The organism is Novosphingobium sp. (genome assembly GCF_027531025.1).
GTDB lineage: Bacteria > Pseudomonadota > Alphaproteobacteria > Sphingomonadales > Sphingomonadaceae > Novosphingobium.
In genome coordinates, this window is the sequence record NZ_JAPZQX010000002.1 from 165,267 (window position 1) to 191,103 (window position 25,837).

Sequence of the window (25,837 nt, forward strand, 5' to 3'; positions counted from 1 at the left end):
CCTCCGGGTCGTGAAGACAGGAGGAACGACAATGCGCGCAATCTATATGCTGGTGGCTTTGGCCTGTTACACGGCCTTCTTCCTCGCCTTCGTCTATCTCGTTGGGTTTCTGGCGGGTATCCCGCTGCTGCCCACCCATGTCGATAAAGGCATGGCAGCCGCTCCAGCCATGGCGATGGTCTGGAACGTCGGTCTGATCGCCTTGTTCGGCATCCAGCACAGCGTCATGGCCCGCAAGGGTTTCAAGGCTGGCCTGACGCGGCTTGTCCCCGAACCGCTTGAGCGCAGTATCTACTGCCTCGCATCAGCGGTCGTGCTGGGTCTGCTTTACAGGTTCTGGCACCCGATCCCGACCGTGATCTGGGACATTGCCAATCCGCTTGGCCGAAACCTGATCTGGGCCCTGTTCCTCGCCGGGTTCGGCATCGTGTTCATCAGCACCTGGCTGATCAACCACTTCGAACTGTTTGGTCTGGCGCAGGCTTGGAACAGCGGGCCGGGGAGCAATCCGGCCGCGCCGACGATGCGCACGCCTTTGTTCTACAAGCTGGTGCGCCATCCCATCTACACCGGCTTCCTGATTGCCTTCTGGGCCGCGCCAACGATGACCGCCGGACACTTGCTGTTTGCTGCGGGCATGACGGTCTACATCTTCATCGGCATTCACCATGAAGAGCGCGACCTGATCGGTACCTTCGGCGCGGACTATGCGGCTTACCGCCAAAAGGTCGGCAAGGTGATCCCGGGAATGGGCAAGGGCTAGAACGCGTCGGCGGCGTCGATCAGGCTGGTCAGCTTCTTCGGCGCCACGCTGCGCCATGAACGCGCCAGCCATTCGCCGATCTCGTCCCAGTCGTTGCGGCCAAGGTCGAGCCGCATGGCGATCCAGCCATCGCCGAAGTAGGCCGGGCGGTAATAGCGTGCGGGGTCGTTTTCGATCAGCTGGGCCTGTTCGTCGGGCCCGCTGATCTTGACCAGCAGCGCGGTCTTGCCATCGCCGTGGTGATCGAGGCTGACATAGGCGAACTTCTTGCCCTTGATGATCCCGAAGCAGGGCATGCCGTGGCTGACCACCTCGTCCGCTTCGGGCAGGGTGAGGGCGCGTTCGCGCACTTGCTGGACCAGGTATTCCGGCGCAGTCTCGCGGCTGACCAGTGCGGCCAGGCAGCGCGAATAGAGCTGGTGTTCGGCAATCAGCACCCGCGCGGCGAGGCTGTCCGCCGTATCGCCCGGCAGGATCGCCACCGGGGTCTGGCCCAGGATCGGCCCGTCATCGAGTTCGGCCGTGACCAGGTGGACAGTGCAGCCGCCGTGGCTGTCGCCAGCCTCGATCGCACGTTCATGGGTGTGAAGGCCCTTGTACTTTGGCAGCAGGCTGGGGTGGATATTGACCATCCGGCCTTCCCAGCCGCTGACGAATTCGGGCGTGAGGATCCGCATGTAACCGGCCAGCGCCACGAACTGCGCGCCGCTCGCGCGGATCGCTGCATCCATCGCCTGATCATGCGCCGCCCGTTCCATGCCCTTGTGGGGTAGAGCAAAGGTCGGCACGCCCTCGGCCGCGGCCAAGGTCAGCCCGCCCGCATCCGGGTTGTTGGAAGCGACCAGCACGATCTCATAGGGGCAGTCCGCCGCGCGGGCAGCATAGAGCAGCGCGGCCATATTGGTGCCGCTGCCCGAAATCAGGACGGCGACTTTAGCCCGTTCAGGCAAGATGCACCGCTTCCCAGGCGGTGCGGGCCGACCAGGCCTCGTCCGAACCCTGCACGGTGCAGCCGCGCTGGCCCGGCTCGATCGCGCCGATCACGTGGACCGTCTCACCCGCGGCCTGCAGCTCGGCGATCAGGCCCGGCACATCGTCGGCGCTGACGGCCAGGACCATGCCGATCCCGCAGTTGAAGGTGCGGGCCATTTCCGCGGGCTCGATATTGCCCTGGGCTTGCAGGAAGGCCATCAGCCGCGGCTGGGCCCAGGCATCGGCGTCGATCCGGGCATGGAGCCCCTCGGGCAGCACGCGCGGGACGTTTTCGAGGAGGCCGCCGCCGGTGATGTGGGCGAGGGCGTGGATCCGGCCACTGCGGATCACCGGCAGCAGGCTCTTCACGTAAATCCGGGTCGGCTCGATCAGATGGTCGATCAGCAGGCGGTCGGGATCGAACAGGGCGGGGCGGTCCAGCTTCCAGCCCTTGTCCGCCGCCAGACGCCGGACCAGCGAATAGCCGTTGGAATGGACGCCCGACGAGGCGAGGCCCAGCAGCACGTCGCCAGCCGCCACCTTGTCTCCGGTCAGTTGCTCGCCGCGCTCGACCGCGCCGACGCAGAAACCGGCAAGGTCATAATCACCGGCGGCATACATCCCCGGCATTTCCGCCGTCTCGCCGCCGATCAGTGCGCAGCCGGCGATCTTGCAGCCCTCGGCAATCCCGGCAACGACGCGCTCGGCCACGCCGTTCTCCAGCTTGCCGGTCGCGAAGTAGTCGAGGAAGAACAGCGGTTCGGCGCCCTGGACGATCAGGTCGTTGACGCACATGGCGACCAGGTCCTCGCCGATCCGGTCATGCCGGTCATGGTCGATCGCCAGCTTGACCTTGGTGCCGACACCATCGTTGGCGGCGACCAGCAGCGGGTCCTTGTAGCCGGCCGCCTTGGGATCGAAGAAGCCGCCGAAGCCCCCGATCTCGGCATCGGCGCCGGGCCGCGCGGTGGCTTTCACCAGCGGGCCAATGGCCTTTACCAACGCGTTTCCTGCCGCGATCGAGACGCCGGCCGTTTCATAAGTGTAGGACTTTTCCGCCATGCGCAGGCGCCTAACGCTTTCCGGCTTGGATTTCCACGGATGATTGGGCAAAAGGCCAGCGGTTTTCCCCGATGGCTGTCGCATTCACCCCAACCTTGCCGCGCCGCTGGCGTCCCGGCCCCGCCGCCACCCTGCTGGGCGGGCTCGGCTCCCTGCTGGCTGTCGCACTTGTAGCGATCGGGCCGGAGCGGCTGATCGCGCAGGTCGAGGGCGATCGTGGGATCACGCCAGTCGCAGCCACGACCGACATCCAGGTCAGCGGTATCGCGGTCGAGGCGACGGGCAGTTCGGCAGCCGAAGCCAGGCTTAACGGCTGGAAACAGGCGCAGAAAAAGGCCTGGGAGAAGGCCGGTGGTCCGTCGATGGACGAGGCCACGATCGAAAGCATGGTCTCGGCCGTGGTGATCGAGCGCGAGCAGGTCGGCCCCCGCCGCTATATCGCGACGCTGGGCGTAGTGTTCGATCGCGCCCGGGCCGGGCAATACCTTGGCGCCAGCCGCGGCACCGTCGGGCAAAGCTCCGCCCCGCTGCTGGTGATCCCGGTGCTGCGCTCGGGCGGGGCCAGCCAGGTCTACGAAGTGCGTGGCCCCTGGCAGGCCGCCTGGGCCGCGTTCCAGGCCGGGAACAGCCCGATCGACTATGTCCGTCCCACCGGATCGGGGGGCGATTCGCTGCTGATCACCGCCGGCCAGCCCCAGCGCCGCAGCCGCGCCTGGTGGCGCAACGTGCTGGACCAGTTCCGCGCCGCAGACGTGATCGTGCCCGAGGCCCGGCTGGAGCGGCAATGGCCTGGCGGCCCGGTACGCGGCACCTTCACCGCGCGCTACGGCCCGGACAACAAGTTCCTCGAAAGCTTCACGCTGACCGCCAATGACGAGGCGGGCGTTCCTGCCATGCTCACCACGGCGGTGCAGCGGATTGACGCGATCTATGCCCGCGCGCTGTCGCAGGGGCTGCTGAAGCCCGATGCCACGCTCAACCACGGTGGGGCGATGGATGCGGGCCTTGCCGCGCTGATCGAGGCGGCGCGCCAGGCCGAACAGGCTGCCACCGCGACCGAGGGCGAGCCCACCGCCACGCCCAGCGCCGCGCCAACCACGCCGGCGGTCATCTCCACCTTCACCGTCCAGTTCGCCTCGCCCGATGCGGCGGCGGTCGATGCCGCCCTGGCGGCGGTGCGCGGCGCGCCGGGGGTGCAGGGGGCGGCGACCACCAGCATCGCGATGGGCGGCACCTCGGTCATGCGGGTGACCTATGCGGGCGAGCTGGCCGCGCTGGCCGATGCCCTGCGCGCCCGCGGCTGGCGCGTGACGATGGGCCCGAACGCGCTGTCGATCCGCCGCTGATGAGCCAGATCGCGCTGCCTCTCCACTCCGCCGGGGCGGGCCCCAGCCGCATTGTCGTTGGTTCCGCCAACCTGGCCGTGCTCGAAGCCTGCGCGGCGGCCGACGGCTGGCCCTTCCGCACCGCCGTGCTGCTCGGCCCGCCGCGTTCGGGCAAGTCGCTGATCGCACGCTGGTTCGAGGAGAGCGGGGCCGGGGAGGCGGTCGACGATGCCGACCGGATCGACGAGACCGAACTGTTCCACCGCTGGAATCGCGCGCAGGAAAGCGGGCGGCCTTTGCTGGTGGTCGGCAGCGCTGCCCCCGGGGGCTGGCACATCGCCCTGCCGGACCTTGCCTCGCGCCTCGGCGCCGCGCTCCAGCTCGAAATCGGCGCGCCCGACGATGCCATGCTGGCCGAGCTGATTGCGGTCCATGCCGAGCAGCGCGACCTGCCGCTGGGGCCCGATGCGGCGGCCTATCTTGTCCCGCGGATCGAGCGTACCCACATGGGCGCCGAGCAGGTGGTCAGCACGATCGACCGGCTCAGCCTCGAGCGCAAGCAGGCCCCCGGACCAGCCATCTGGCGGGCCGCGCTGGAGGAAATCCTTGGCCCGCAGGAGCCCCGCTTGCTTTGAGCGGTGCCCTGTGGGAGATTTAACGGCGGATGGGGAAGATCATGCCGGGACGTTTCATTACTTACCTCGATTCGATCCGGGCCCGCGATCCGGCTGTCCGTTCGCGGTGGGAAATCCTGCTTTATCCGGGCGTCTGGGCGCTGGGGTTCCACCGCGTGGCGCACGCCTTGTTCAACGCGCGGCTGTTCTTCCCAGCCCGGCTGGTGAACCACTTCGGCCGCTTCCTGACCGCGATCGACATTCACCCTGGTGCGAAGATCGGGCGCAATTTCTTCATCGACCACGGCTTCGTGGTGATCGGCGAGACGGCCGAGATTGGTGACAATGTGACCATGTACCAGGGTTCGACCCTGGGCGGCACCAACCCCACCAATGGCGTCGGTGGTAAGCGCCATCCGACCATCGGCGATGGCGTGATCATCAGCTTGGGCGCGGCCATTCTCGGCCCGATCCATGTCGGCAACGGGGCGCGGATCGGGGCCAATGCGGTGGTGACTAAGGACGTGCCCGAAGGCGCGACCATGCTGGGCATCCCGGCCAAGCCCACCCCGGTGGAAGTGAAGCCCGAAACCCAGGCCTTTGTCCCCTATGGCACGCCGTGCAGCGAACGGTTCGATCCGGCAACGCAGAAGCTCGAGATTCTCCAGTGCGAGATCGAGACCCTGCAAAAGCGGGTGGCGCAATTGCTGGAAGAGCGCGATGCCCGCGCCGCCAAGGAAGAGGCCGGTCGCAAACGGGCCAAACCCGGATCGGATGAGGCCAAGACGGCTTGAGCGGCACCGTCACCCCCTTTCCCCTCCACGCGGTCCGTCCCGCGCAGGTCGGGTTCGAACGGGACGAACTGCAACGGATCCTTGATCTCTATGGCCGGATGGTCGCGGCCGGGCTGTGGCGCGACTATGCGATGGATTTCGCGAAGGATGCCGCCAGCTTCAGCGCCTTTCGCCGCACAGCCGAACGCCCCGAGGCCCGGATCGAGAAACGCCCCGCGCTGCGCGCCAAGCAGGGCATGTGGACGCTTTATGGCGAAGGCGGCCAGGTGCTGAAACGCGGCCACGAACTGACCAGCGTGCTTTTCCCGCTGGAACGGCGACTGCTGAAAGTGGTGGAGAGCTAGCCTCCCGCCCATTCCCCCCAGAACAAAAAACCGCGCGGAAAGCCGGGGCCTTCCGCGCGGGTCTTTGGTGCAGCCGGAGGGCTGGGGTCAGCCGATCGGGCCCAGCTTGCCGAGGGCGGCCATCACCACCTGGCTCTGTTCGCCGCCCGACTGGGGGACGATTTCGCCAGTGCGGTCGATGATCTGGTCCCAGTGCGCGGCGATCCCTTCGGGGGTGCGCTCGTCCGCGGGCAGGGCCACGCCCGGGGTCAGGGTGACATAGGCCGCGTGATAGGCACCGGCGCCCGCGCCGCAGATCATGTTGGTCGGTGCGTCTTCGCTGACGAGGTAGAGCGCCATCGGGGCGACGTTCTCGGGCGCCAGCATCTTGAAGAAGGCTTCGGGCATGCCGAGGTCTTCGGTCATGCGGGTGCCGGCCACCGGGGCCAGGGTGTTGATCCGCACGTTGTACTTCGCACCTTCCAGCGCCAGGGTCTTGGTGAAACCAGCCAGACCCAGCTTGGCCGCGCCATAATTGGCCTGGCCGAAGTTGCCGAACAGGCCGGTGCTGCTGGCGGTCATCAGGATGCGGCCATAGGCCTGCTCGCGCATCAGGTCCCACACCGCCTTGGTGCAGTTGGCGCTGCCGTTCAGGTGAACGTCCACCACCAGCTTCCAGTCATCCATGGTCATCTTGGCGAAACTCTTGTCGCGCAGGATGCCGGCGTTGTTGATCAGGATGTGGACGCCGCCCCACTTTTCCTTCGCCTTGGCGACCATTTCGACCATCTGTTCGTATTCAGTGACCGAGCCACCGTTCGACATGGCTTCGCCGCCCATGGCCTCGATCTCGGCCACTACGGCCAGCGCGGCATCGGAATGGCCGGTGCCATCGCGCGAACCGCCCAGGTCATTGACGACGACCTTCGCGCCGCGGCGGGCAAGATCAAGCGCATAGGCGCGGCCCAGGCCGCCACCGGCCCCGGTAACGATCGCAACGCGATCCTTGAAAGAAATGGTCATTGGCTTAGCTCCGGATAAAAGGTTGGGCAGAAAACTGGTCGAGTCCCGCCGGGGAGGCGGCGGTTGCACTGGCACGGCTTGCCTTGCCTTTCAACCGGGTAGATCGGTGGTAACGGGTGCCGTAGCGGCAGGTGACAGACGACTGTCACAAACCTGTCATCCGGCCGTCCTAGGTGAGTCTGCGAATCGTAACATTTGAGGTCAGGGAAGGACTTCGTGATGAATTCAGGTCTGCGCATTTCGGCAATCGCGGTGGCAGTTTCGCTGGGTTGGGCCAGCCCGGCGCTGGCAGGGGCCAAGGAAGATGCGGCCATGCGCGAGGAACTGGCCGCCATGCGCGCCCAGATGGCGGCGCTGGCCGCCCGCGTGGATACGCTGGAAGGCCAGCTGGATCAGGCCAAGGCCCGCGCCGAAAGCGCCGAGGCCCGCGCCGCCACTGCCCTGGCCCAGGCCGAAGCCGTCAAGGCCGAGGCTGCCAAGCCCGTGAAGCCGGCCGAACCGGCCTTTGCCGTCAACTGGAAGGGCGCGCCCGAAATCGCCACCAAGGATGGCTGGAGCTTCAAGCCGCGCGGCCGCCTGCATCTGGATGCCGGGACCATCTCTTCGCCGGGCGCGCTGACCAACCCGAGTCTGGGCGGCAACCTGCGCGTGCGCCGTGCCCGTCTTGGCGCCGAAGGCACGATGCCGGGTGGCCTCGGCTACAAGGCCGAGCTCGATTTCGCCAATGGTAGCGTGGCCATGGCGGACTTCTTTGTCTCCTACAGCCCGGGTAATGCCCCCCTGGTGCTGCGGGTCGGCAATTTCGAAACGCTCAACGGGATCGAGCAGATCACCAGCTCGAACAATATCTCGACGATCGAGCGCGCCACCTTTAACGATGCCTTCCTCAATTCGCGCCGCCTGGGCGCGTCGCTGGCCTACAGGGGCAAGAACGATGACTGGCGCGCCGAAGTGGCCGTGTTCGCGGCCCATGCGCTGGACAGCAGCCTCGACAACGATGGCTGGATCGGCGCGGGCCGTCTGACCTGGATGCCCAAGGCGCTGGGCGGCCAGCTGCACCTGGGGGTCAATTACCAGTACCGCGATTTCGCCTCGAACATCTCGGGCGGCACCTCGACCGGGGTCAACATGCCGTCGACCAACCAGCTGGCCCGGTACCGGGCCCGGCCGGGCAGCCAGCTGACCGACGTGCGGTTTGTCGATACCGGCAGCTTTGCCGCCAAGGGGGATTCGATCCTGGGCGTGGAAGCGGCCGGGATCTTCGGCCCGCTCCACGTCGCGAGCGAGGCGCAGTGGCTGAAGGCGCGCGGCTATCGTGCGGGCGACCTGGCCACCGGCAGCGATGCCTTCGCGGGCGGCAATTCGGCGGTGGTGCCGGTCGCCAACCCCGGCTTCTTCGGGGCCTATGGCGAAGTGGGCTATTTCCTTACCGGCGAAACCCGCGGCTACAAGCGCGGCGATGGCACCTGGGCGCGGACCAAGGTGCTCGATCCTATAAGCAAGGGCGGGGCTGGCGGCATCCAGGTGATCGCGCGCTATGAGCACCTCGACCTGTCCGACGAGGACCTGGTGGGCGGGCCGACCAACAATTTCACCACCGGCACCAGCGCCCTGGCCGCGCTCAACAGCCGCCTAGGCCGGGGCGGGACCCAGTCCAGCTACATCGTCGGCGTGAACTGGTACCTCAACGACTATCTGCGCCTGATGCTGAACTATGGCCGGGTCGAGGTCGAAGGCGGGCCGCAGGCGGCGATCGTTGATCCGGCTTCGACCCTGCCGGTCAACCAGCGCAATTACGGCGTCAACGTGCTGCAGAGCCGCCTGCAGTTCGACTTCTAGGATCAGAGTTCAGCGAGGGCGGGGAGCAGGGCGTCGAAGTGGTCGATCACCGCGGCGGCGCCCAGCTCCCTCACCGGCTTGTCGTTGAACCCGAAGCTGACCGCCACGCAGGGCAGGCCCGCCGCCAGCGCCGCGCCGGTATCGAAGGTGGTATCGCCGACATAGGCCGCCGCGCCGCCGCCTGACCGCGCGACCATCGCGTGCAGCGCGTCGGGCGCGGGCTTCAGCGGGAAACCCGCCCCGCCGCCGATGACGCAGGCAAAGCGGTCCAGCAGGCCCAGCTCGCCGAGCAGCTTGACCGCGAGGTGCTGGGGCTTGTTCGTCACCATCGCGATCTTCACGCCGCGCTCGTCCAGCGCGTCGAGCATCGCCACGCCGCCGGGATAAAGCGCGGTGTGGGCAGCAATGTTCGCTTCGTAATGGGCGAGCAGGACCTGGCGCAATGCTTCGAAATCGATGCCCTCGTCGCCGCCGGTCAGCGCAAGAGCCCGGCGCAGCATCAGCCCGGAACCGCCGCCGATCAGGTTCTGCACGGACTCGTCCGGCACCGGCGGGCGGTCGATCGCGGCCAGCGCATGGTTGAGCGCGACGCCCAGATCGCGCGAGGTATCGAGCAGGGTGCCGTCAAGATCGAAACCGACGGTGGCAAAGCGGATCGTGGTCATCTGCGGTGCCGTGGCGGAGCCTGCTGGAATCGGCAAGCGTTTGGTGGCATTGCTTGCGCATGAGCGAACCGATTGCCGTCATCGTCCTTGCCGCGGGCAAGGGCACCCGCATGAAAAGCGACCTGCACAAGGTGCTGCACCCGATCGCCGGGCGGCCGATGCTGCTCCACCTGCTGGCGTCGATCGGCGAGGCGGGCGCGAGCCGCCAGGTGATCGTTGCGGGGGACCGGCGCGAGCAGATCGAGGCGGCCCTGGCGGGCAGCGGGGCCGAAGTGGTGGTCCAGGAACCGCAACTCGGCACGGCCCACGCCGCGCTACATGCCAAGGGTGCCTTGAGTGCCTTTTCAGGGCATGTGGTGGTGTGCTTTGGTGACGTTCCATTCCTGCTGGGTGACACTGTAAGGCGCCTTTGCGATGCCGTGACTGGCGGTGCGCAGGTCGCCGTACTCGGCTTCCGCCCGGCCGCGACCGCCGCCTATGGTCGGATCATCGCCGAGGCCGATGGCACTGTCCGCAAGATGGTCGAGCACAAGGATGCCTCGCCTGAGGAGCGTTCTGTAAATCTCTGTAATTCAGGCGTTATTGTCGCGCACAGCAAGGACATGTGGCGGCTGCTCGAGGCGGTCGGCAACGAAAACGCGGCGGGCGAATACTACCTCCCTGACGTCGCCACCAATGCCATTGCCGAAGGCGGCCGGGTCGTGGTGGTCGAAGCCCCCGAATCCGAGGTCATGGGCATCAACAGCCGCGCCGAACTGGCCGAGGCGGAACTGCGCTGGCAGCAGCGCCGCCGCAGGCAGGCGATGGACGATGGCGCCTCGCTGATCGCCCCGGAAGCGGTGTGGTTCGCCTGGGATACCAAGCTTGGCCGAGACGTTTTGGTCGAGCCGAACGTGATCTTCGGCCCCGGCGTGAAGGTGGCCGATGGCGTGAAGATCCGGGCCTTTTGCCACATCGAGGGCGCGCACCTGGCCAGCGGGGTCGAAGTCGGCCCCTATGCCCGCCTGCGGCCCGGCACGGTGCTGGAAGAAAAGGTCAAGATCGGCAATTTCGTCGAGGTCAAGAAGGCCACGATGGGCAAGGGCGCCAAGGCCAACCACCTGTCCTACATTGGCGATGCCGAGGTAGGAGCGGGGGCGAACATCGGCGCGGGGACCATCACCTGCAATTACGATGGGTATTTCAAGTACAAGACCGTGATTGGCGAAGGGGCCTTCATCGGCTCCAACTCTGCGCTGGTCGCCCCGGTCAAGATCGGCCGCGACGCGATCGTCGCCGCTGGCAGTGCGGTGACCCGCGACGTGATGGACGGCGAACTGCGGATCGTGCGGGGCGAACAGCTGGTCAAGCCGGGCTGGGCCGACCGGTTCCACGACGCGATGAAAAAGAAGAAGGCCGAAAAGAAAGGTTAGGACGCCTTGACATGATATCGTGATATGATATCAAGATATCAATGACTCGAATCCTCGCCGATCTGCCCGAAGACGATATCCGGTGGCTTGATGCCCGCGCAGCGGAGCAGGGCAAGTCGCGTGCAGCAGTGCTGCGCGAGGCGGTGCAGGCCTATCGCACCCAGGCCGAGCAGCAGGGGATCGAGCGCTATTTCGGCATCTGGGCCGGGCAGGAGCGCGGATCGTGACGATTGCCGCCTTCGACACGGCGATCCTGCTGGATGCCTTGCAAGGCCATGGCGGGGCTGGCGCCGAGTTGCAGCGCTATCGCCAGCGCTTCATCAGCCGCCTCAGCTGGATTGAGATCATGTCGCGCGCCCAGCCCGATGACGTCCAGCGGGCCGAAGGGTTCCTCTCGCATTTCGGCGTGGTCGAGGTGAGCGACGAGATCGCCCGCTGCGCCGCCCAGCTGCGCGGCCAGCGGCCCGGGCTTTCGATTGATAACGCGGTCATCCTGGCTTCGGCGCAAGTAGCCGGCAGGATCCTCGTGACACGCAATACCCACGATTTCCCAGCGACCATGCCGGGCATCCGGGTTCCCTATACCCTCTAGTGAAAGCAAGTTCCCATGTGCGGCATTATCGGCATCGTCGGCAAGGAAGAGGTGGCAGAGCGGCTGGTCGACGGCCTGCGGCGGATGGAATACCGCGGCTATGACAGCGCCGGGGTCTGCACCCTGCACGATGGTGAGCTGATCCGCCGCCGCGCCCCGGGTAAGCTGTTCAACCTGGTCAAGGAACTGGCCCGCGATCCTGCGCCCGGCTCGGTCGGGATCGCCCACACCCGCTGGGCCACCCATGGTGCGCCGACCGCGGCGAATGCCCACCCGCACGCCACCGACGTGCTGGCGCTGGTTCACAACGGCATCATCGAGAACTTCAAACCACTGCGCGAGGCGCTGACCGCGCGCGGCCGCAAGTTCGAGAGCGATACCGATACCGAAGTTGTCGCTCACCTGCTGTCGGAAGCGGTCGAGGCGGGGGCCAGCCCGGAAGAGGCGGTCAAGGCCACCCTGCCGCAGCTGCGCGGAGCCTTTGCCCTGGCGATCGCCTTCAAGGATCATCCCGACATGCTGATCGGCGCGCGGCTCGGCTCACCGCTGGTGGTCGGGCATGCCGATGGCGAGACCTATCTGGGTTCGGACGCACTGGCGCTGGCCCCGCTGACCCAGCAGATCACCTACCTTGAAGAAGGCGACTGGGTCGTGATCACGCGTGAAGGCGCGCAGATTTTCGACTCTGCGAACCAGCCCGTCGAGCGCCCTGTCACCCAGTCCGGCGCGACCGCGGCAGCGGTGGAGAAGGGCAATTTCAAGCACTTCATGCAGAAGGAAATCTTTGAGCAGCCCACCGTCGTGGCGCAGACGCTGAAGAGCTATATCCGTCAGGTCGATCAGTCGGTGGCCCTGCCACAGTTCGATTTCGACCTGTCCAGCATCAACCGCGTGACGATCGTGGCCTGCGGCACCAGCTACTATGCCGGGATGGTCGCCAAGTACTGGTTCGAGCAATTTGCGCGCCTGCCGGTCGACATCGATGTCGCCAGCGAGTTTCGCTATCGCGACCCTGTGCTGGAGCCGGGCGGGCTGGCGCTGTTCATCTCGCAGAGCGGCGAGACCGCCGATACCCTGGCCGCGCTGCGCCACTGCAAGGCCGCCGGACAGACCATCGCCGTGGTGGTCAATGTGCCGACCAGCTCCATGGCCCGCGAGGCGGACCTGTTGCTGCCCACCCATGCCGGGCCGGAAATCGGCGTGGCCAGCACCAAGGCCTTTACCTGTCAGCTGGCCGTGCTGGCCGCGCTGGCCGCGCACATGGCGGTGAAGCGCGGGCGGATGGCCCGGGCGGAAGAGGCCGAGGTGGTCGACCACCTGCTGCAGGCCCCGGCCAGCCTCAATGCCGCCCTGTCGCACGATGCCGATATTGCGGCCATGGCCCACCTGATCGCGCCGGCGCGCGACGTGCTCTACCTGGGACGCGGGCCGGACTATCCGTTGGCGCTGGAAGGCGCGCTGAAGCTCAAGGAAATCAGCTATATCCATGCCGAAGGCTATGCCTCGGGCGAGATGAAGCACGGCCCGATCGCGTTGATCGACGAAGCCGTGCCGGTGATCGTCCTCGCGCCGTCCGGTCCCTTGTTCGAAAAGACCGTTTCGAACATGCAGGAAGTACGCGCCCGGGGGGGCAAGATCGTGCTGGTTTCCGACCGAGAAGGGCTGGACGAGGCGGGCGAGGGGTGCCTGGCCACGATCGAGATGCCCAAGGTCCACCCACTGATCGCGCCGCTGGTCTATGCCGTGCCGGTGCAACTGCTGGCCTATCACGTAGCCTGTGTGAAAGGCACCGATGTCGACCAGCCCCGCAACCTGGCGAAGTCGGTGACGGTGGAATAGCGATCCGACAGGGCAGGGTTTACGCGACGCTAACATTTGTCCGGTATGTCCGGAAGGGTGAGCAAGAACAGTCCATCCACTTCGAACCTGCCCCGCGAACTGCCGGTGATGGCAGTCCTTGGCCTCGCCGACCCCGGTGATGCGGATTGGGCCCGGCTGCGCGGCGTTCAGTATTCGAACCTGGCGACTGTCGCCAAGGCACGGGTGCTGGCTCAGGTCATTGCCGCGCTTGGCGTGGTTTGGCTTTATGCCGGGGTGATTCATCCGGCCGTGCTGGCTGCATGGGCTCTGGTGCTCGGTGCAAGTCTTTACCACGGCATCCGGATCGACAGCACATTGGCCGATGCCGATCAGCGCCGGATGTCGCGCGACGAGGTGAAGCGGCAGTCGCTCGGGGCAATCCTCAATGCCCTGGCCTGGGTCGTGCCGATGATCGGCTTCGCGCCCTTCGGCGATGTGACCACCCATCTGGAGATGTGGGCGATCACCGCCATGCTGCTGACGGCCTCGGCCGTGGTCCTGCCGGCCGTCCCCCTCGCCAACCTGCTGTTTGCAGGGGTGGTGGGCGCAGCTTCGATCGTCAGCCTGCTTTGGTCGGGCATGTTCGAAATGGCCTTTGTTACCCTGGCCTGGCTGGCGGTCATCGCGATCGGCTCGATCGAGAATGCCCGCTCGTTCCTGACCGCGCGGGTGGCCGAAGCGGCCATGGCGGAAAAGAACGAGGTCGTCTCGCTGCTGCTGCGCGAGTTCGAGGAAGGCGAGGCCGACTGGCTGTGGCAGATCGATACGACCCGCCGGGTCCGTTCGGTCAGCCCGCGCTTTGCCTTTGCCCTGGGCAAGACGGCGGAAGAAATCGACGGCAAGCCATTCGTCCAGCTGATTGCCGGTCCGGCCTGGGAAACCGGCCAGTTCCCGGCCAGCCTGCACGATCTGGCCGAACGGTTGAAGCGGCGCGAAAGCTTCTCCAACCTGATCGTGCGCGTTGTCATCAACGGCGAAAAGCGCTGGTGGGAGCTGTCCGGCACGCCCAAGTTCGATGACAAGGGCGCCTTCGACGGGTTCCGCGGGGTCGGTTCGGATGTCACGGCGCAGCGCGAAAGCTCCGAGAAGATCGCCCACATGGCGCGCTTCGATACGCTGACCAGCCTGCCCAACCGCATGATGCTGACCGAGGCGCTGGGCGAGGCCCTGCGCTATGCGGCCCAGTGGCGCACCAGGTGCGCCTTCATGATGATCGACCTCGACCGGTTCAAGGCGGTCAACGATACGCTTGGCCACCTGGTCGGCGACCAGTTGCTGGCCCGCGTTTCCGAGCGTCTCAAGTCGATTGTGACAGACAATGAGCTGATCGGCCGCCTGGGCGGTGACGAATTCGCGATCGTGGTGCGTGATGCGTCCGATAAGCAGCGGATGCAGCAAGTGGCCGAGCAGGTGATTCACCTGCTGTCGCAGCCCTACGAAGTGGACCACCATACCCTTTTCATCGGCGCCAGTATCGGTTCCGCAGTCGGCCCGCGTGATGGCAACACGGTCGAGACCCTGATGCGCAATGCCGACCTGGCGCTGTATCGCGCCAAGGAAGAGGGCGGCGGCCAGCACTGCAATTACGAGCCTTCACTCCACGCCAGCGCAGAAGAGCGCCGCAAGCTCGAGTTCTCGCTGCGCCGGGCGCTGGAGAACGACGAGTTCATCCTCAATTACCAGCCGGTGGTCGATGCCCGCGAGGAAACCATCGTCAGCTTCGAGGCGCTGCTGCGCTGGAAGAGCGAAGAGCATGGCATGGTCAGCCCTGCCAAGTTCATCCCGCTGGCCGAGGATACCCGGCTGATCGTGCCGATCGGCGAATGGGTGCTGCGCCAGGCTTGCCGCGAGGCCGTGAACTGGCCGGGCCAGGTCAAGGTGGCGGTCAACGTTTCGGGCGAACAGCTGCTCGACCCGGGCTTCGTCCCCAGTGTGGTGACCGCGCTGTCGACCTCGGGCCTGCCGCCGCAGCGGCTGGAGATCGAGGTCACCGAATCGATCTTCGTGCGTGATGCCAACCTGGCCCGCCGCGCGCTGGAACAGATCATGGCCCTGGGCTGCGGGATCGCGCTCGACGATTTCGGCACCGGCTATTCCTCGCTCGCCTATATCCGCAACCTGCGCTTCTCGACGATCAAGATCGACCGCAGCTTCGTGCAGGGCGCTTCGGCGGGCAGCCCGGAAAGCCTTGCGATCATTCGCGCCGTGGTGGCGATGGCGGAAAGCCTCGACATGTCGACCACGGCCGAGGGCGTGGAGACCGAGCGCGAGCTCGAGATCATCCGTGGCCTGGGGTGCCGCAAGATCCAGGGTTACTACTTCGGCCGACCGATGTCCTCCCTCGACGCGCGCGGGTTGTTCGCCCGATCGGACCTGCGTCAGGCTGTCTAACGCAAGCCCGATAAATCAGGCTGCGACCAGACCACGCACGGCGCTTTCGAACAGCGCGCGGCCATCGGTGCCGCCCTGGGCCGGTTCGATCACCCGTTCGGGGTGCGGCATCATGCCCAGGACGTTACCAGCGGCATTGAGCACCCCGGCGATATCGCGGGCCGAACCGTTCACCTGCTCGGCATAGCGGAACGCCACCCGGCCTTCGCCTTCGAGCCGATCGAGCGTTTCGGCATCGGCGAAATAGTTGCCATCGTGGTGCGCCACGGGGATCACGATTTCCTGCCTGGCGCTGTAACCGGCGGTGAACAGGCTTTGCGCGTTTTCCACCTTCAGCTTCACTTCGCGGCAGACAAAGCGGATCCCGGCATTGCGCATCAGCGCACCGGGCAGCAGGCCCGCTTCGGTCAGCACCTGGAAGCCGTTGCAGACGCCCAGCACCGGCACGCCCCGGTTGGCGGCGGCGATCACCGCCTGCATGATCGGGCTGCGCGCGGCCATGGCGCCAGAGCGCAGGTAATCGCCATAGGAGAAGCCGCCGGGCAGGGCGATGAAGTCCAGCCCATCGGGCAGGGCGGCATCGCCGTGCCACACCCGGTGCGGCGCGGTGCCGGAAACCTTTTCCAGCGCATCGGCCATGTCCCGGTCGCAGTTCGAGCCGGGAAAGGTGATCACGGCCGAACGAAAGCTCACGGCTGCACCCGTTCGATGCGGTAGTTTTCGATTACGGTGTTGGTCAGCAGCTTGCTGGCCATTTCCTCAAGCTGGGCATCGGTGACGCTGGCATCGACCTCCAGCTCGATCATCTTGCCGGCGCGCACGTCCTGCACGCCGTGGATGCCAAGGCCCTCGATCGCGTGGTGGATCGCCCGGCCCTGCGGGTCGAGCACGCCGTTCTTGAGGGAAACGAATACGCGGACCTTCATCGCGGAGCCTTTCGGACAGGGGGATTCGCTCGCCGCGCCTATGGCGCTTCGGCGGGCGCCGGACAAGCCCGATGCGCCCTGAATCCGTCATGAAACGTTCCGCTTTGCACAAATCCGTGGCGCAATTCGGGGGGCATCCGGCCGGGCTCGGTCATGCTGATCGCCATTCACGAGCAATTGAACGTGATCTGGCCCGGACTATTGTTGCCGGTCTTGCGGCATTGCGGTGGCCAGCCATACTTTTCCCAGGCCCGAACCAGTCCAAGCCGTTCGGCAAAGGCCGGAAAGGCCGGGTGGCGGCGCAGGTTTGTATAGTGTGGTTCGTTGATCCACATCGACGCCACCATTGATGAGCTGCCCGAATAGGGATGCTCGATGAACTCCCCCATGAACAGCTCGGGAGGCCCAGCGCGCAGATAGAGGTCCATAAGATAGTTGTTCACCTTCGGATCAGGCTGGCCGAAGTGGTCCTGCAGGATCGCCAGAACCAGTTGGCGGGAGCGCTCATCCCGATCCGTGAATGTGGCGCCGATCTGACCCCAGGCCTCCCTGTCGTTGAATGGTGGACGGTACCGATCAACGATTTCGTCGGGCAAGGCCATCCAGCATTCGCGCGCGGCCTGATCCTTGCCCTGGAGCTTCCGTATCATGCAGATTGTCGGCGTGGCCGGAACAAAGCCCAGGTCCCGGCTGCGGATCGCCAACCGGTAAGCCTCGTCAAGCTTGCCCTGCGCCAGCTTGATCCGGGACAGATTGAAGATGCCGGTGGCATCGGTGGGGTCACGCCTCAGGCCGTCCTCGATCAGTCGCTCGGCCTTGTCGAGCTGGCCCAGCATCGCATAACTCCTGCCCCGGCGAATGATCAGGTAGGGCTGGTTCGGATCGGCCGCATAGGCGCGCTCCATGGCGTCGATCGATGCGGCAAAATCAAGGTCGTAATCGTGCAGGACCGCTTCGAGGAAGTGCCCCATGGCGATGCCCGGATCGATCGCCTTGGCCTTGTCAACCGCAGACCTCGCCTGATTGACCAGGGCCCTTGCTGCGACAGGCTCTTCGGTGATCGCCATTAGCAGCTTGGTCTGGCCCAGCCAGGCCCAGGCCAGGGCAAAGGTGGGATCCCGTTCGACGGCCTGTTCGAGCAGCCTGATGCTCGACCGCTTGTTGTCGCGCCCGAACCGTCGCGACAGGTCGCGACCTTGCAGGAACAGTTCATAGGCCTCCTGGTTGCCCGTCACGCTGGGCAACACGCGATCCTTGGCGGCGATGGCGACACCCAGTTCCGATGCGATCGAGCGGGCGATGCTTTCCTGAAATTCGAAGATCCGCTCGATCGACCCTTCGAACGTCTGGGACCAGACGATGCGCCCGCCTTCGGCTTCAATCAGCTGGGCAGCCACGCGCAGCCGCGCATCCTGCTTTCTGAGCGAGCCGACCAGCAGGAACTGGCTGTTGAGATCGGCACCGATTCGGCGCGGATCGATATCCCTCGCCTGGTACCGGAATGACGAGGTCCGGCCGACTACCCGCAGTTCGGGAAACTTCATGATCGCGTCGAGAATTTCCTCGGTCAGGCCATCGGCGAGGTAGCCCTGGTCCCCGGTGGGACTGAGATCGGTGAAGGGCAGGACAGCGATCGAATTGCGATTGCTTGCATCATCGGTGCCTGCGCCGATTGGTACAAGGCCTTGCATGGCCGGTCCGAGCCAGCCCGCTCCGGCAAGCGAATGGATCAGCGCGACCGTCGCCAGGATGAGCAGGGCGCCAATGGCCGCCATCACCCGCCTTGAGAGCGGCTTGGGTGGTGCGGCGGTGCTGGTGGGTGGCTCGGCAGTGTCGCTGACGGCTTGATCGATCGCGCCGGTCTCGACGGGAGTGACCAGCAGGCGATAGCCGCGCTTGGGGATGGTTTCGATACAGCGGTTATGCCGCGCGTCCTCGCCCAGCGCCTTGCGGAGCAGCGAAATCGCCCGCGACAGTCGCTCGTCGCCGCCAAAGGACACGCCCCAGACCTGGTCGATCAACGCTTCCCGCGGAACGACTTCGCCCGGCCGCGCCATCAGCGCGCGCAATACCTCGAGCACCATCGGCTCGACCGAAAAGCTTCCAGCATCTCCCTCGATCGTCTGGCGCGAGAAGTTTACCGTCGCCGTGCCGATCCGAACCTGGTCCATGCGCAGCAATTGCCCTGTCTTGAACGCGAGGATCCGCTGGGCAGACAATACAGCAAAAGCAGCGAATTCCACCCCCTAAGAAAAAACTAAGACATTCCTCATTCCCGCCACAGGACTTTGTGGGGCGCTTCGTTTGATCACGCCTGCATTCCGGCGCCGACTGCCGGACTGCGGAGGACGGATCATGATGTTCGACAACCCGATCACCAATCATGCTGCAACCGGTCCTATCTGGGACCCGGCATATTCAGCGATGGACAAGCCAGCTGGCACCAGACCTGATAGGGACGCCAAGCCTGCCATCCCGCTTTGCGCCGCCCACATAACGACTGCATGGCTGAACCAGGTGCTGGCGCCGCACCTGGCAGGATACGCGGTGATCGGCTGCCAGACGAAGCCGCACGCCGTGCCGGGGCAGACTGCCGACATCGTAGAGCTCTGGCTGCACTATGATCGTGCGCAATGCCCGCTGCCGGTGCGGATGATCGCGAAGCTGGGTGCAACCGATCAGACCACGCGCGACCTGGCGCGGACCTTCCGGCTCTATGAGCGCGAAACAGCGTTCTACGGTTCGGTCACCGGTGATGATTTGCCGATCGCACGGTGCTTTCATGCCGACTTCGATCCGGCCAGCTATGATGCAGTGCTGCTGCTGGAACACCTTGCACCATCCTATTGCCCGTCGTTCAACATTTCGCCCGGGCAGGTCCGGCTGGCAGTCGGCGAAGCGGCGCGGCTGCACGCGCGCTTCTGGAACGATCCTTTCGTGCAGGAACATCCCGGCCTGATCCAGATGACCGACCCCGAATACTGGCCCAACTCCGTCAAGGCCACCACGGCGGCAATTCCCAAGATCAAGGCCCTGCTCGGCGATGCCTGCCAGGAAAGCATTGCCGTCGCCGAGGCCTGGGCCGCCAATTTTGATGCAATCATGCGCTACCTGCGCTCACGTCCCTTCACGCTTCAGCATGCCGATTTTCATCCCAAGCAGCTGTTCTTCCCCGATGCGGACGGGCAGGGCCGGTTTGCGATCATCGACTTCCAGTTCTCGATCGCGGGGTCTGGCGCCTGGGATATCGCCCGCTTGCTGCACATGTCGCCATCAACTGAATCAAGCCCTTCCTGCCAGGCAGACTTGTTTGCCCATTACCTTGCCGTGCTCGCGGATTGCGGCGTGCGCGATTATGGCTGGGATGACTTCGCTGCCGATTTCAAGCTGGGGCTGATGATGACCCAGCTGATCAACTTTGTCGCAGTCGACCAGACCGACATCTCGGTCCTCCAGCGCGAGTGCGACGATTTCGGTCTCGATTGGCGCGAGGTCTGGCTGCTGCGCGGCGAACGGATGATCCGCGAGCTGAACGTCCCGGGTTTCCTGCGGGCACTCTAGGTTAGCCCAACTGCTGGCGGCCCGGATCAGTTCCGCGTGCCGCCAGTCTTTTTGTCATCCGCAAACATTAGCTTTGCCAGGCCATGGGCCGCGATTGCCCCGGCCAGCTGCGCAGCGATGAAGCCGGGCACGTCCGCCGGCGCGATCCCGGCAAAGCTGTCACTCAGGCTGCGGGCAAGCGTGATCGCCGGGTTGGCAAAGCTGGTGGAACTGGTGAACCAGTAGCCGGCGACGATGTAGAGCGCGACGCTTACGGGCACCGCATCTGGCTTGTGGCGCAGGGTGCCAAGGATCGTCAGGACCAGGCCGAAGGTCGCGACGAATTCGCCCAGCCATTGGCCCATGCCGGTCCGCGACTTGGTCGAGACTTGCAGGATCGACAGATCGAACATCGCGTGGGCCAGCCAGACGCCCAGCACACCCGCTGCGACCTGCGCCAGCACTACCAGTGCCGCGCCTCTCCAGCAGCACTCGCCGCGCAATCGCATGACCAGCGTCACCGCCGGGTTGAACTGCGCGCCCGAAACCGGTCCCAGCATGGTAATCAACACATAGAGGATCGCGCCGGTCGCCAGGGTATTGCCAAGCAGGGCGACGGCCACGTTCCCGCCCGCCAGTCGCTCGGCCATGATCCCGGAGCCGACCACGGTGGCGAAGAGCAAGATGCTGCCAACCGCCTCGCCCAGCAACTTGCGGGTAAAGGCGCTCATGCTGCACCCTCCATCGTGCCGATCCGCGCGAGTTCTGCTTGCAGCGCCCTGGCGTCCAGCGCCGCGAAGTCGAGCACGAAGAAGGCTTCGACCCGGATGGTCAGCAAGCGCCAGGTTTCCGCAAAGGCAGCGTCGACCGTCGCCTCGTCGCCCTCGACATCGGCAGGATCGGGCAGCCCCCAGTGGGCGCGCAGCGGACTGCCAGGGAACACCGGGCAGGCCTCGCCCGCGGCATTGCCGCAGACGGTAATGGCAAGGTCGATCGGCGGCGCTTCCGGACCGGTGAACTCGTTCCAGCTTTTCGAACGGAAGCTCCCCGGATCGAACCCCTCGCGCGCCAGCAACCGCAGCGCGCCTGGGTGGGGCACACCCTTGGGCTTGCTGCCGGCGGAGTAGGCCGAGAGCAGGCCCGCGCCATGGCGGCGGAACAACGCCTCGCCCAGGATCGAACGGGCGGAATTGCCGGTGCAGAGCACCAGGACCGCAAACGGTCGGTCAATCGGCATCAAGGACACGGTTTCATCCCTTTCCCTTGCCCTGCAGCAAGCACTTGATCACATGTTCTGCATCGCCGCCCGTACCGCGCAGCGTGGCCGAAGCAAAGCCGGACTGGCCCGACAGGCCGACATAGCCGAGCCCGGGAACCGTGGTGGAGATCCCCTTGCGGTGCAGCGGTCGACCGTCCCCGCCCAGCGCGCCCATTTCGGACAAGAGGCCCAGGTCAGCCTTGAACCCGGTGGCAAAGATTACCTGATCGATCCGTTCACGCTCGCCATCCGCCCATTGCACCCCGTCTGGTGTGAAAGCGGTAAACATGGCGCGGGTTGGCGGGTGGTTGGCGGCGAGAGCGGCGCGGTAACGGCCATCGTCAATCACCGGCACACCATGGTCGGAAAACAGGTTGGTGCGATTGAGCCGCAGCTTGTCGAACCACCAGTGCACATCCTTGCCCAGCACCTTTTGCGAGAGGAAGCGCACCTTGTCGCGCACGGCCAGGGTCACAGCGGCATGATCGGCCAGTTCCACCGCGATCTGCACGGCTGAATTGCCGGCTCCAACCACGATCACGCGCTGGCCGCGAAAGGGATCAGGATTGCGATAGTCGGCCGAATGGAGAATCCTTCCTCCAAACTGCCCCTGGCCTTCGATCTGCGGAATGACCGGCGCGCCGAAGGCCCCCGTTGCCACAATCAGGTTTCGCGCCACCATGGGATCGCCCTGTTTAGCACGCAGGACAAAGGCCGCATCGCTGCGCTCAACAGCGGTGATGCGCGTGTTCAGACGGACCGGCAGGTCGAAGTGGGCCGCATAGTCATGCAGATAGCGCACCACCTCGTCGCGCCGGGGATAGGCCATCGGCGCGCCAGGCATCGGCAGGCCTGGCAGGGCGGAATAGCGGAAGGGCGAAAACAGCTCGAGACTGTCATAATAGCGCGGCCATGATCCGCCCACTTCGGCTGCCCCATCCAAGATCTGGAAGTCGGCACCGGCCTGCTGCAAGAAATAGCCCGCGGCGAGGCCAGCTTGACCTGCGCCGATCACGATAAAGTCGGTTCTGGTCACGATGCGGCCGATTGTTCAAAGCCGTGGCGCAGCAGATCGTCGCCATCGGCAAATTCGGGAACATTCAGCCACAGCCGCAACAGGTGGCGCTTGTCCTCTGGTGCATCCCAGTCTTCATATTCCGTGCGGGCATGCAGCACGACCGAGTTCTTGAGGAATTGCATGTCCCCTTCGCGAAACGACATGTCGAGCGCCACGCCGGGTTCGAACGGGATCTGTTCCAGCAGGTCCAGCAATTCGTGCTGGGCCGGGGTGAGCGAGGCGATATCCGGAAAATCTTCGGCCGCGTTGCGGATGTACCAGAGCAGCAGGAGCATCCGGAACACGCCGCCAGTGCGGCTGACAATCGGATAAGTGAAGGTTCGCGGGCCATCGGGTCCGAACTGGCCGTGGGCGTGGTGATGATAGTCCAGCTCTAGCAGCGGGGCCAGGTCCGGACGCCGTTGCACGATCTGGTTATAAACCTCGACCGAGGAACAGATCCGGCTGACTCCACCCGACTTTGCGCCCCGCAGGCAGAGCAGGCCGATGATGTCGGCCCCGTCGGTATGGAAGGTCAGTTCGGCGCGAGTCTTGTAAAGCCGAACCTGGTGATCGCTTGGCGCCGCGCCGGTATCGCGAATGTCGACCAGGGTCTGCCGGTCGGCATTCTGGCCGGTTGGCTGGCCAAGGTGCAGGCCGATCAGCCAATAGGCCGCTGTCGCCAGCTCATCGCCAATTTCGCGCACCGGAAGGCCGCGCACCAGGACCATGCCGTGGCCGCTACCGATCCGTCGCCGCCAGTCAGCCAGGGCGCTGGCAAGGCCCGGCAGCGGATAGTCGTCGCGGTCCACCTCGGCCAGCGGCTGTCCCGAGCCGACGATCGCCTGGGCAGCCGTGGTGAGCGCGGCGATTTCTTCGGCGGACAGGTGATAAAGCCATTCGCCGGGGGCGTGTCGCAGGGTTTCGCCCCGCCAGGGGGCGGGCGATGTTACCAGGCTGGTCATGTGCGGTGGTCCTTTGGTGGTCAGCAGCAGCCGGTTGGCTGGGACGTTGCGATCTGGGGCGCCGCGATCTGGGGGGCGCAGCAGGCATTCGCCGCTGCATTGGCCGAAGCTACGGCGGCCATATCCGGCCCGGCGCCATATACCGTGGCCTCGCCGTGGGTCAGAAAGGCTTCCCAGACCACGCCATCGGGGTCGGCGATCCAACTCTTCTCGCTCTTGGCATAGCAGCAGGTGGTGGCGCCTTCTTCCAGTACCGGGCGACCGGCGGCTTCAAGCCGACCATAGACTTCGGCCAGTTCGGCTTCGTCATCGACTTGCAGGCCAAGGTGTTCGATGCCCTTGGCGGCGGTCTGATTGCGGGAGATCGCGAAGTTCACGCGCGGATCATCCAGCATCCACTTGGCATAGTCGGGCTTAACCACACTGGGCTGCTGGCCGAACAGGCCGGAATAGAACGCGATCGAGGCGTCGAGGTTGTTGACCCCGACATGGACATGAAAGCGCTTCATGCGACATTCCTTTCATTGCTGGATGGGCTGGCGGGCGCGCAGGAAGCGCCGCCGCAGCAGTTTTCGGTGAGATAGGCCATCAGCGCGCCCATTGCAGCGTAATCGGCGGCATAAATGATCGAGCGGCTCTGGCGGCGCTGGGTGACAAGCCCGGCATTGCTCAACTGGGCCAGATGAAAGCTCATTGACGAAGCTGGAAGACCAAGCCGCTCTGCCAATGTACCTGCCGCCATGCCTTCCGCACCGGCCTGGACCAGCAGGCGAAAGGTCGCGAGGCGGTGTTCCTGCGCTAGCGCACCCAGGGCGCGGATTACCAGATCGGCTTGCATCTCACTCTCCGATGATTCGATAAGTATCGAAATATCGAATCGGTGAGGGATGTCAAGCCCGATGCCTGCCTCTGGATCGGCCTAGATCAGGTGGCGGAACTCATCCAGCACGGCGCGGTAGACGCGCTTCTTGAAGGGTACGATCACCTCGGGCAGTTGGACCGGATCGAGCCACTGCCATTCGCAGAATTCGGCCGGATCATGCGCGTCGAGCTGGATGTGGTGATCCTCGCCGGTGAAGCGGGCCAGCACCCAGTGCTGGCGCTGGCCGCGATAGGCACCGCCCCACAGCTTGCCGATCAGCTCGTCAGGCAGGTCGTAGAGCACTTCCTCGCGGGTCTGGGCGAGAAGCGTGACGTGCGCCTCGTGCACGCCGGTTTCCTCCCACAGCTCGCGCAGGGCGGCTTCGCGCACGTCCTCGCCCTCGTCGATCCCGCCCTGTGGCATCTGCCAGTAGACTCCGCCCTCATCTGGCTGGCCGCGCGTATCGATCCGCTTGCCGACGAAGGCCAGGCCGGCGGAATTGACCAGCATTACCCCCACGCAGGGGCGGTAGGGCAGGTTTGCATAAGGATTTTCGCTCATCCCCGCGCCTTTAGGCGCAAATGCGCCCCAGCATCAACTTTGCTTGCGCCAGAATGGCCAGCATGTCCGCTTGGGCGCTGGGCACGGCCTTGCGCAGGTTGACGAAGCCATGGATCGAACCCTTCATTTCCATGAAGTGGCATTCCACCCCGGCGGCAGCCAGCGCAGCGGCATAGCGGCGGCCCTGGTCGCGCAGCGGATCGAGGCTGGCGGTGACCAGCAGGGTCGGCGGCGATCCGGCCTGATCGCCGTGAATCGGATAGGCTCGCGGATCGCCCGGGACCGGGGCGTAGCAAGCCATGAACCAGTCCATCGTTTCCTTGGTCAGCAGGAAGCCTTCGGCAAATTCGGCCATCGAACCGTCGCTCGATTCGTCGGTCGCGGGATAGATCGGCACTTGCAGGATCACCGGCACCTTGGCGGGCGCCTTGGCCAGGTCCTGCGCCACGACAATGGCCAGGTGCCCCCCGGCGCTGTCGCCCATGGTGATGAGGCCGGTCGCCTCACGGCCGAGCGCAGCGCCGTTTTCGGCCACCCAGCGGGTTGCGGCGATCGAATCCTCGTCCGAGGCGGGGAAGGGGTGTTCGGGCGCCAGGGCATAGTGGACCGCGACCACCGGCAGGTCGAGTTCGGCGGCAATCGTGGTGCACAGCGCGTGGTGCGAATCCAGATCGCCGATCACGAAGCCGCCGCCGTGATAGAACATCACCACGGGCCCGGGCGCGCGCTCGGCCCGCGCATCATAGAGCCGCAGCGGAATGTCACCGCGCGGGCCGGGGCAGGACAGATCCTTGATCGTCGCCAGCGGCACGGGATCCGCCTCGACCAGCGCGGCCATCTGGACATAGGATGCGCGGGCATCGGCCAGCGGGATCTCGTTCATCTTCGGCCCGCCCATCGCCGCCAGCATATCCAGCAGCATCTTCACATCGGGGCGAACATAGGGGGTGGCGGCGCTCACAGGTCAGGAATCCTCTCGTTATCGTCTGGTTTAATCGACAGGTTAAGTCGCGAATTGCCACTTGACTAGCCG

The 25,837-nt window shown here is 65.5% G+C and carries 27 protein-coding genes; 12 read left to right on the forward strand and 15 right to left on the reverse strand.

What is annotated here, in order from left to right; all coding sequences use genetic code 11:
* The first annotated feature begins 31 nt into the window (after positions 1-31).
* A complete protein-coding gene (gene mddA / locus O9281_RS01295; RefSeq protein ID WP_298181963.1) occupies positions 32-763 on the forward strand; it encodes a methanethiol S-methyltransferase in 732 nt (243 codons plus the stop codon).
* Here mddA and purN read toward each other — a convergent pair.
* Both purN and purM read right to left on the reverse strand, forming a co-directional pair.
* Positions 760-1,713, reverse strand: a complete 954-nt coding sequence (gene purN / locus O9281_RS01300; RefSeq protein WP_298181965.1) for a phosphoribosylglycinamide formyltransferase — start codon at positions 1,711-1,713, stop codon at positions 760-762. The genes mddA and purN overlap by 4 nt on opposite strands.
* A complete protein-coding gene (gene purM / locus O9281_RS01305; RefSeq protein WP_298181966.1) occupies positions 1,706-2,797 on the reverse strand; it encodes a phosphoribosylformylglycinamidine cyclo-ligase in 1,092 nt (363 codons plus the stop codon). Before purM ends, purN begins: the two co-directional genes overlap by 8 nt.
* Positions 2,798-2,868: 71 nt before the next feature.
* Between purM and O9281_RS01310 the strand changes: the two genes are divergently transcribed.
* From O9281_RS01310 to O9281_RS01325, 4 genes are read left to right on the forward strand one after another with little or no spacing between them, the layout of a single operon-like run.
* Entirely contained in the window at positions 2,869-4,143 is a 1,275-nt protein-coding gene (locus O9281_RS01310) for a heavy-metal-associated domain-containing protein (RefSeq protein WP_298181969.1), read from the forward strand.
* Entirely contained in the window at positions 4,143-4,757 is a 615-nt protein-coding gene (locus O9281_RS01315) for an ATPase (protein WP_298181971.1), read from the forward strand. Before O9281_RS01310 ends, O9281_RS01315 begins: the two co-directional genes overlap by 1 nt.
* A 41-nt stretch (positions 4,758-4,798) precedes the next feature.
* A complete protein-coding gene (gene epsC, locus O9281_RS01320) occupies positions 4,799-5,530 on the forward strand; it encodes a serine O-acetyltransferase EpsC (protein WP_298181973.1) in 732 nt (243 codons plus the stop codon).
* Complete coding sequence (locus tag O9281_RS01325) at positions 5,527-5,874, forward strand: DUF2794 domain-containing protein (RefSeq protein ID WP_298181975.1); 348 nt, start codon at positions 5,527-5,529, stop codon at positions 5,872-5,874. The genes epsC and O9281_RS01325 overlap by 4 nt, the downstream gene beginning before the upstream one ends.
* A gap of 87 nt (positions 5,875-5,961) precedes the next feature.
* On the opposite strand, the gene O9281_RS01330 is transcribed toward O9281_RS01325, so the two are convergent.
* Positions 5,962-6,876: an SDR family NAD(P)-dependent oxidoreductase gene (locus O9281_RS01330; RefSeq protein WP_298181977.1), complete on the reverse strand. Its 915-nt coding sequence runs from the start codon at positions 6,874-6,876 to the stop codon at positions 5,962-5,964.
* Positions 6,877-7,095: 219 nt separating this feature from the next.
* Here O9281_RS01330 and O9281_RS01335 point away from each other — a divergent pair, with 219 nt between their 5' ends.
* Positions 7,096-8,715, forward strand: coding sequence for a porin (locus tag O9281_RS01335; RefSeq protein WP_298181979.1), 1,620 nt, complete (start codon positions 7,096-7,098; stop codon positions 8,713-8,715).
* A 2-nt stretch (positions 8,716-8,717) separates the two neighbouring features.
* Here the strand turns inward: O9281_RS01335 and O9281_RS01340 are convergent, their stop codons facing one another.
* Positions 8,718-9,380 carry an HAD-IA family hydrolase gene (locus tag O9281_RS01340; RefSeq protein ID WP_298181981.1) on the reverse strand — a complete coding sequence of 221 codons (663 nt, stop codon included), beginning with the start codon at positions 9,378-9,380 and terminating at the stop codon, positions 8,718-8,720.
* A 59-nt stretch (positions 9,381-9,439) separates the two neighbouring features.
* Here O9281_RS01340 and glmU point away from each other — a divergent pair, with 59 nt between their 5' ends.
* From glmU to O9281_RS01365, 5 genes are all read left to right on the forward strand, one after another.
* On the forward strand, positions 9,440-10,792 hold the full coding sequence (gene glmU, locus O9281_RS01345; RefSeq protein ID WP_298181983.1) for a bifunctional UDP-N-acetylglucosamine diphosphorylase/glucosamine-1-phosphate N-acetyltransferase GlmU: 1,353 nt from the start codon (positions 9,440-9,442) through the stop codon (positions 10,790-10,792).
* A gap of 41 nt (positions 10,793-10,833) precedes the next feature.
* Positions 10,834-11,019: a ribbon-helix-helix protein, CopG family gene (locus O9281_RS01350; RefSeq protein ID WP_298181985.1), complete on the forward strand. Its 186-nt coding sequence runs from the start codon at positions 10,834-10,836 to the stop codon at positions 11,017-11,019.
* The gene (locus tag O9281_RS01355; RefSeq protein ID WP_298181986.1) at positions 11,016-11,384 is read left to right on the forward strand and encodes a PIN domain-containing protein; all 369 of its coding nucleotides are present in this window, start codon (positions 11,016-11,018) and stop codon (positions 11,382-11,384) included. The genes O9281_RS01350 and O9281_RS01355 overlap by 4 nt, the downstream gene beginning before the upstream one ends.
* Before the next feature lie 15 nt (positions 11,385-11,399).
* Positions 11,400-13,223 carry a glutamine--fructose-6-phosphate transaminase (isomerizing) gene (glmS, locus tag O9281_RS01360; protein WP_298181988.1) on the forward strand — a complete coding sequence of 608 codons (1,824 nt, stop codon included), beginning with the start codon at positions 11,400-11,402 and terminating at the stop codon, positions 13,221-13,223.
* Positions 13,224-13,331: 108 nt separating this feature from the next.
* On the forward strand, positions 13,332-15,635 hold the full coding sequence (locus tag O9281_RS01365; protein ID WP_298182587.1) for an EAL domain-containing protein: 2,304 nt from the start codon (positions 13,332-13,334) through the stop codon (positions 15,633-15,635).
* Positions 15,636-15,650: 15 nt separating this feature from the next.
* Here the strand turns inward: O9281_RS01365 and purQ are convergent, their stop codons facing one another.
* From purQ to O9281_RS01380, 3 genes are all read right to left on the reverse strand, one after another.
* Entirely contained in the window at positions 15,651-16,328 is a 678-nt protein-coding gene (purQ, locus tag O9281_RS01370) for a phosphoribosylformylglycinamidine synthase subunit PurQ (protein WP_298181990.1), read from the reverse strand.
* Positions 16,325-16,561 carry a phosphoribosylformylglycinamidine synthase subunit PurS gene (gene purS / locus O9281_RS01375; protein ID WP_298181992.1) on the reverse strand — a complete coding sequence of 79 codons (237 nt, stop codon included), beginning with the start codon at positions 16,559-16,561 and terminating at the stop codon, positions 16,325-16,327. Before purS ends, purQ begins: the two co-directional genes overlap by 4 nt.
* Before the next feature lie 167 nt (positions 16,562-16,728).
* A complete protein-coding gene (locus tag O9281_RS01380; protein WP_298181994.1) occupies positions 16,729-18,780 on the reverse strand; it encodes a winged helix-turn-helix domain-containing protein in 2,052 nt (683 codons plus the stop codon).
* A 298-nt stretch (positions 18,781-19,078) separates the two neighbouring features.
* On the opposite strand from O9281_RS01380, the gene O9281_RS01385 reads away from it, so the two are divergent.
* On the forward strand, positions 19,079-20,122 hold the full coding sequence (locus O9281_RS01385; protein ID WP_298181996.1) for a phosphotransferase: 1,044 nt from the start codon (positions 19,079-19,081) through the stop codon (positions 20,120-20,122).
* Between the two features lie 26 nt (positions 20,123-20,148).
* On the opposite strand, the gene O9281_RS01390 is transcribed toward O9281_RS01385, so the two are convergent.
* The 8 genes from O9281_RS01390 to O9281_RS01425 form a co-directional block, all read right to left on the reverse strand.
* The gene (locus O9281_RS01390) at positions 20,149-20,832 is read right to left on the reverse strand and encodes an MIP/aquaporin family protein (protein WP_298181998.1); all 684 of its coding nucleotides are present in this window, start codon (positions 20,830-20,832) and stop codon (positions 20,149-20,151) included.
* A complete protein-coding gene (locus O9281_RS01395) occupies positions 20,829-21,338 on the reverse strand; it encodes an arsenate reductase ArsC (RefSeq protein WP_298182589.1) in 510 nt (169 codons plus the stop codon). Before O9281_RS01395 ends, O9281_RS01390 begins: the two co-directional genes overlap by 4 nt.
* A 13-nt stretch (positions 21,339-21,351) precedes the next feature.
* Positions 21,352-22,395: an NAD(P)-binding domain-containing protein gene (locus tag O9281_RS01400; protein WP_298182000.1), complete on the reverse strand. Its 1,044-nt coding sequence runs from the start codon at positions 22,393-22,395 to the stop codon at positions 21,352-21,354.
* On the reverse strand, positions 22,392-23,381 hold the full coding sequence (locus O9281_RS01405; RefSeq protein ID WP_298182002.1) for a TauD/TfdA family dioxygenase: 990 nt from the start codon (positions 23,379-23,381) through the stop codon (positions 22,392-22,394). The genes O9281_RS01400 and O9281_RS01405 overlap by 4 nt, the downstream gene beginning before the upstream one ends.
* A gap of 20 nt (positions 23,382-23,401) precedes the next feature.
* Entirely contained in the window at positions 23,402-23,890 is a 489-nt protein-coding gene (locus O9281_RS01410) for an ArsI/CadI family heavy metal resistance metalloenzyme (RefSeq protein WP_298182004.1), read from the reverse strand.
* Positions 23,887-24,219 carry a helix-turn-helix transcriptional regulator gene (locus O9281_RS01415; RefSeq protein WP_298182007.1) on the reverse strand — a complete coding sequence of 111 codons (333 nt, stop codon included), beginning with the start codon at positions 24,217-24,219 and terminating at the stop codon, positions 23,887-23,889. The genes O9281_RS01410 and O9281_RS01415 overlap by 4 nt, the downstream gene beginning before the upstream one ends.
* Positions 24,220-24,300: 81 nt before the next feature.
* The gene (locus tag O9281_RS01420; protein WP_298182008.1) at positions 24,301-24,804 is read right to left on the reverse strand and encodes an RNA pyrophosphohydrolase; all 504 of its coding nucleotides are present in this window, start codon (positions 24,802-24,804) and stop codon (positions 24,301-24,303) included.
* Positions 24,805-24,814: 10 nt separating this feature from the next.
* Positions 24,815-25,765, reverse strand: coding sequence for an alpha/beta hydrolase (locus tag O9281_RS01425; protein WP_363321458.1), 951 nt, complete (start codon positions 25,763-25,765; stop codon positions 24,815-24,817).
* Positions 25,766-25,837: the final 72 nt, after the last annotated feature.

Coding starts and splice junctions, on each gene's coding strand:
- mddA (WP_298181963.1), top strand. CDS start 32: ATGCGCGCAATCTATATGCTGGTGGCTTTGGCCTGTTACACGGCCTTC.
- purM (WP_298181966.1), bottom strand. CDS start 2,797: ATGGCGGAAAAGTCCTACACTTATGAAACGGCCGGCGTCTCGATCGCG.
- O9281_RS01310 (WP_298181969.1), top strand. CDS start 2,869: ATGGCTGTCGCATTCACCCCAACCTTGCCGCGCCGCTGGCGTCCCGGC.
- O9281_RS01315 (WP_298181971.1), top strand. CDS start 4,143: ATGAGCCAGATCGCGCTGCCTCTCCACTCCGCCGGGGCGGGCCCCAGC.
- epsC (WP_298181973.1), top strand. CDS start 4,799: ATGCCGGGACGTTTCATTACTTACCTCGATTCGATCCGGGCCCGCGAT.
- O9281_RS01330 (WP_298181977.1), bottom strand. CDS start 6,876: ATGACCATTTCTTTCAAGGATCGCGTTGCGATCGTTACCGGGGCCGGT.
- O9281_RS01335 (WP_298181979.1), top strand. CDS start 7,096: ATGAATTCAGGTCTGCGCATTTCGGCAATCGCGGTGGCAGTTTCGCTG.
- O9281_RS01340 (WP_298181981.1), bottom strand. CDS start 9,380: ATGACCACGATCCGCTTTGCCACCGTCGGTTTCGATCTTGACGGCACC.
- glmU (WP_298181983.1), top strand. CDS start 9,440: ATGAGCGAACCGATTGCCGTCATCGTCCTTGCCGCGGGCAAGGGCACC.
- O9281_RS01350 (WP_298181985.1), top strand. CDS start 10,834: ATGACTCGAATCCTCGCCGATCTGCCCGAAGACGATATCCGGTGGCTT.
- glmS (WP_298181988.1), top strand. CDS start 11,400: ATGTGCGGCATTATCGGCATCGTCGGCAAGGAAGAGGTGGCAGAGCGG.
- O9281_RS01365 (WP_298182587.1), top strand. CDS start 13,332: ATGGCAGTCCTTGGCCTCGCCGACCCCGGTGATGCGGATTGGGCCCGG.
- purS (WP_298181992.1), bottom strand. CDS start 16,561: ATGAAGGTCCGCGTATTCGTTTCCCTCAAGAACGGCGTGCTCGACCCG.
- O9281_RS01390 (WP_298181998.1), bottom strand. CDS start 20,832: ATGAGCGCCTTTACCCGCAAGTTGCTGGGCGAGGCGGTTGGCAGCATC.
- O9281_RS01395 (WP_298182589.1), bottom strand. CDS start 21,338: ATGCCGATTGACCGACCGTTTGCGGTCCTGGTGCTCTGCACCGGCAAT.
- O9281_RS01405 (WP_298182002.1), bottom strand. CDS start 23,381: ATGACCAGCCTGGTAACATCGCCCGCCCCCTGGCGGGGCGAAACCCTG.
- O9281_RS01410 (WP_298182004.1), bottom strand. CDS start 23,890: ATGAAGCGCTTTCATGTCCATGTCGGGGTCAACAACCTCGACGCCTCG.
- O9281_RS01415 (WP_298182007.1), bottom strand. CDS start 24,219: ATGCAAGCCGATCTGGTAATCCGCGCCCTGGGTGCGCTAGCGCAGGAA.
- O9281_RS01420 (WP_298182008.1), bottom strand. CDS start 24,804: ATGAGCGAAAATCCTTATGCAAACCTGCCCTACCGCCCCTGCGTGGGG.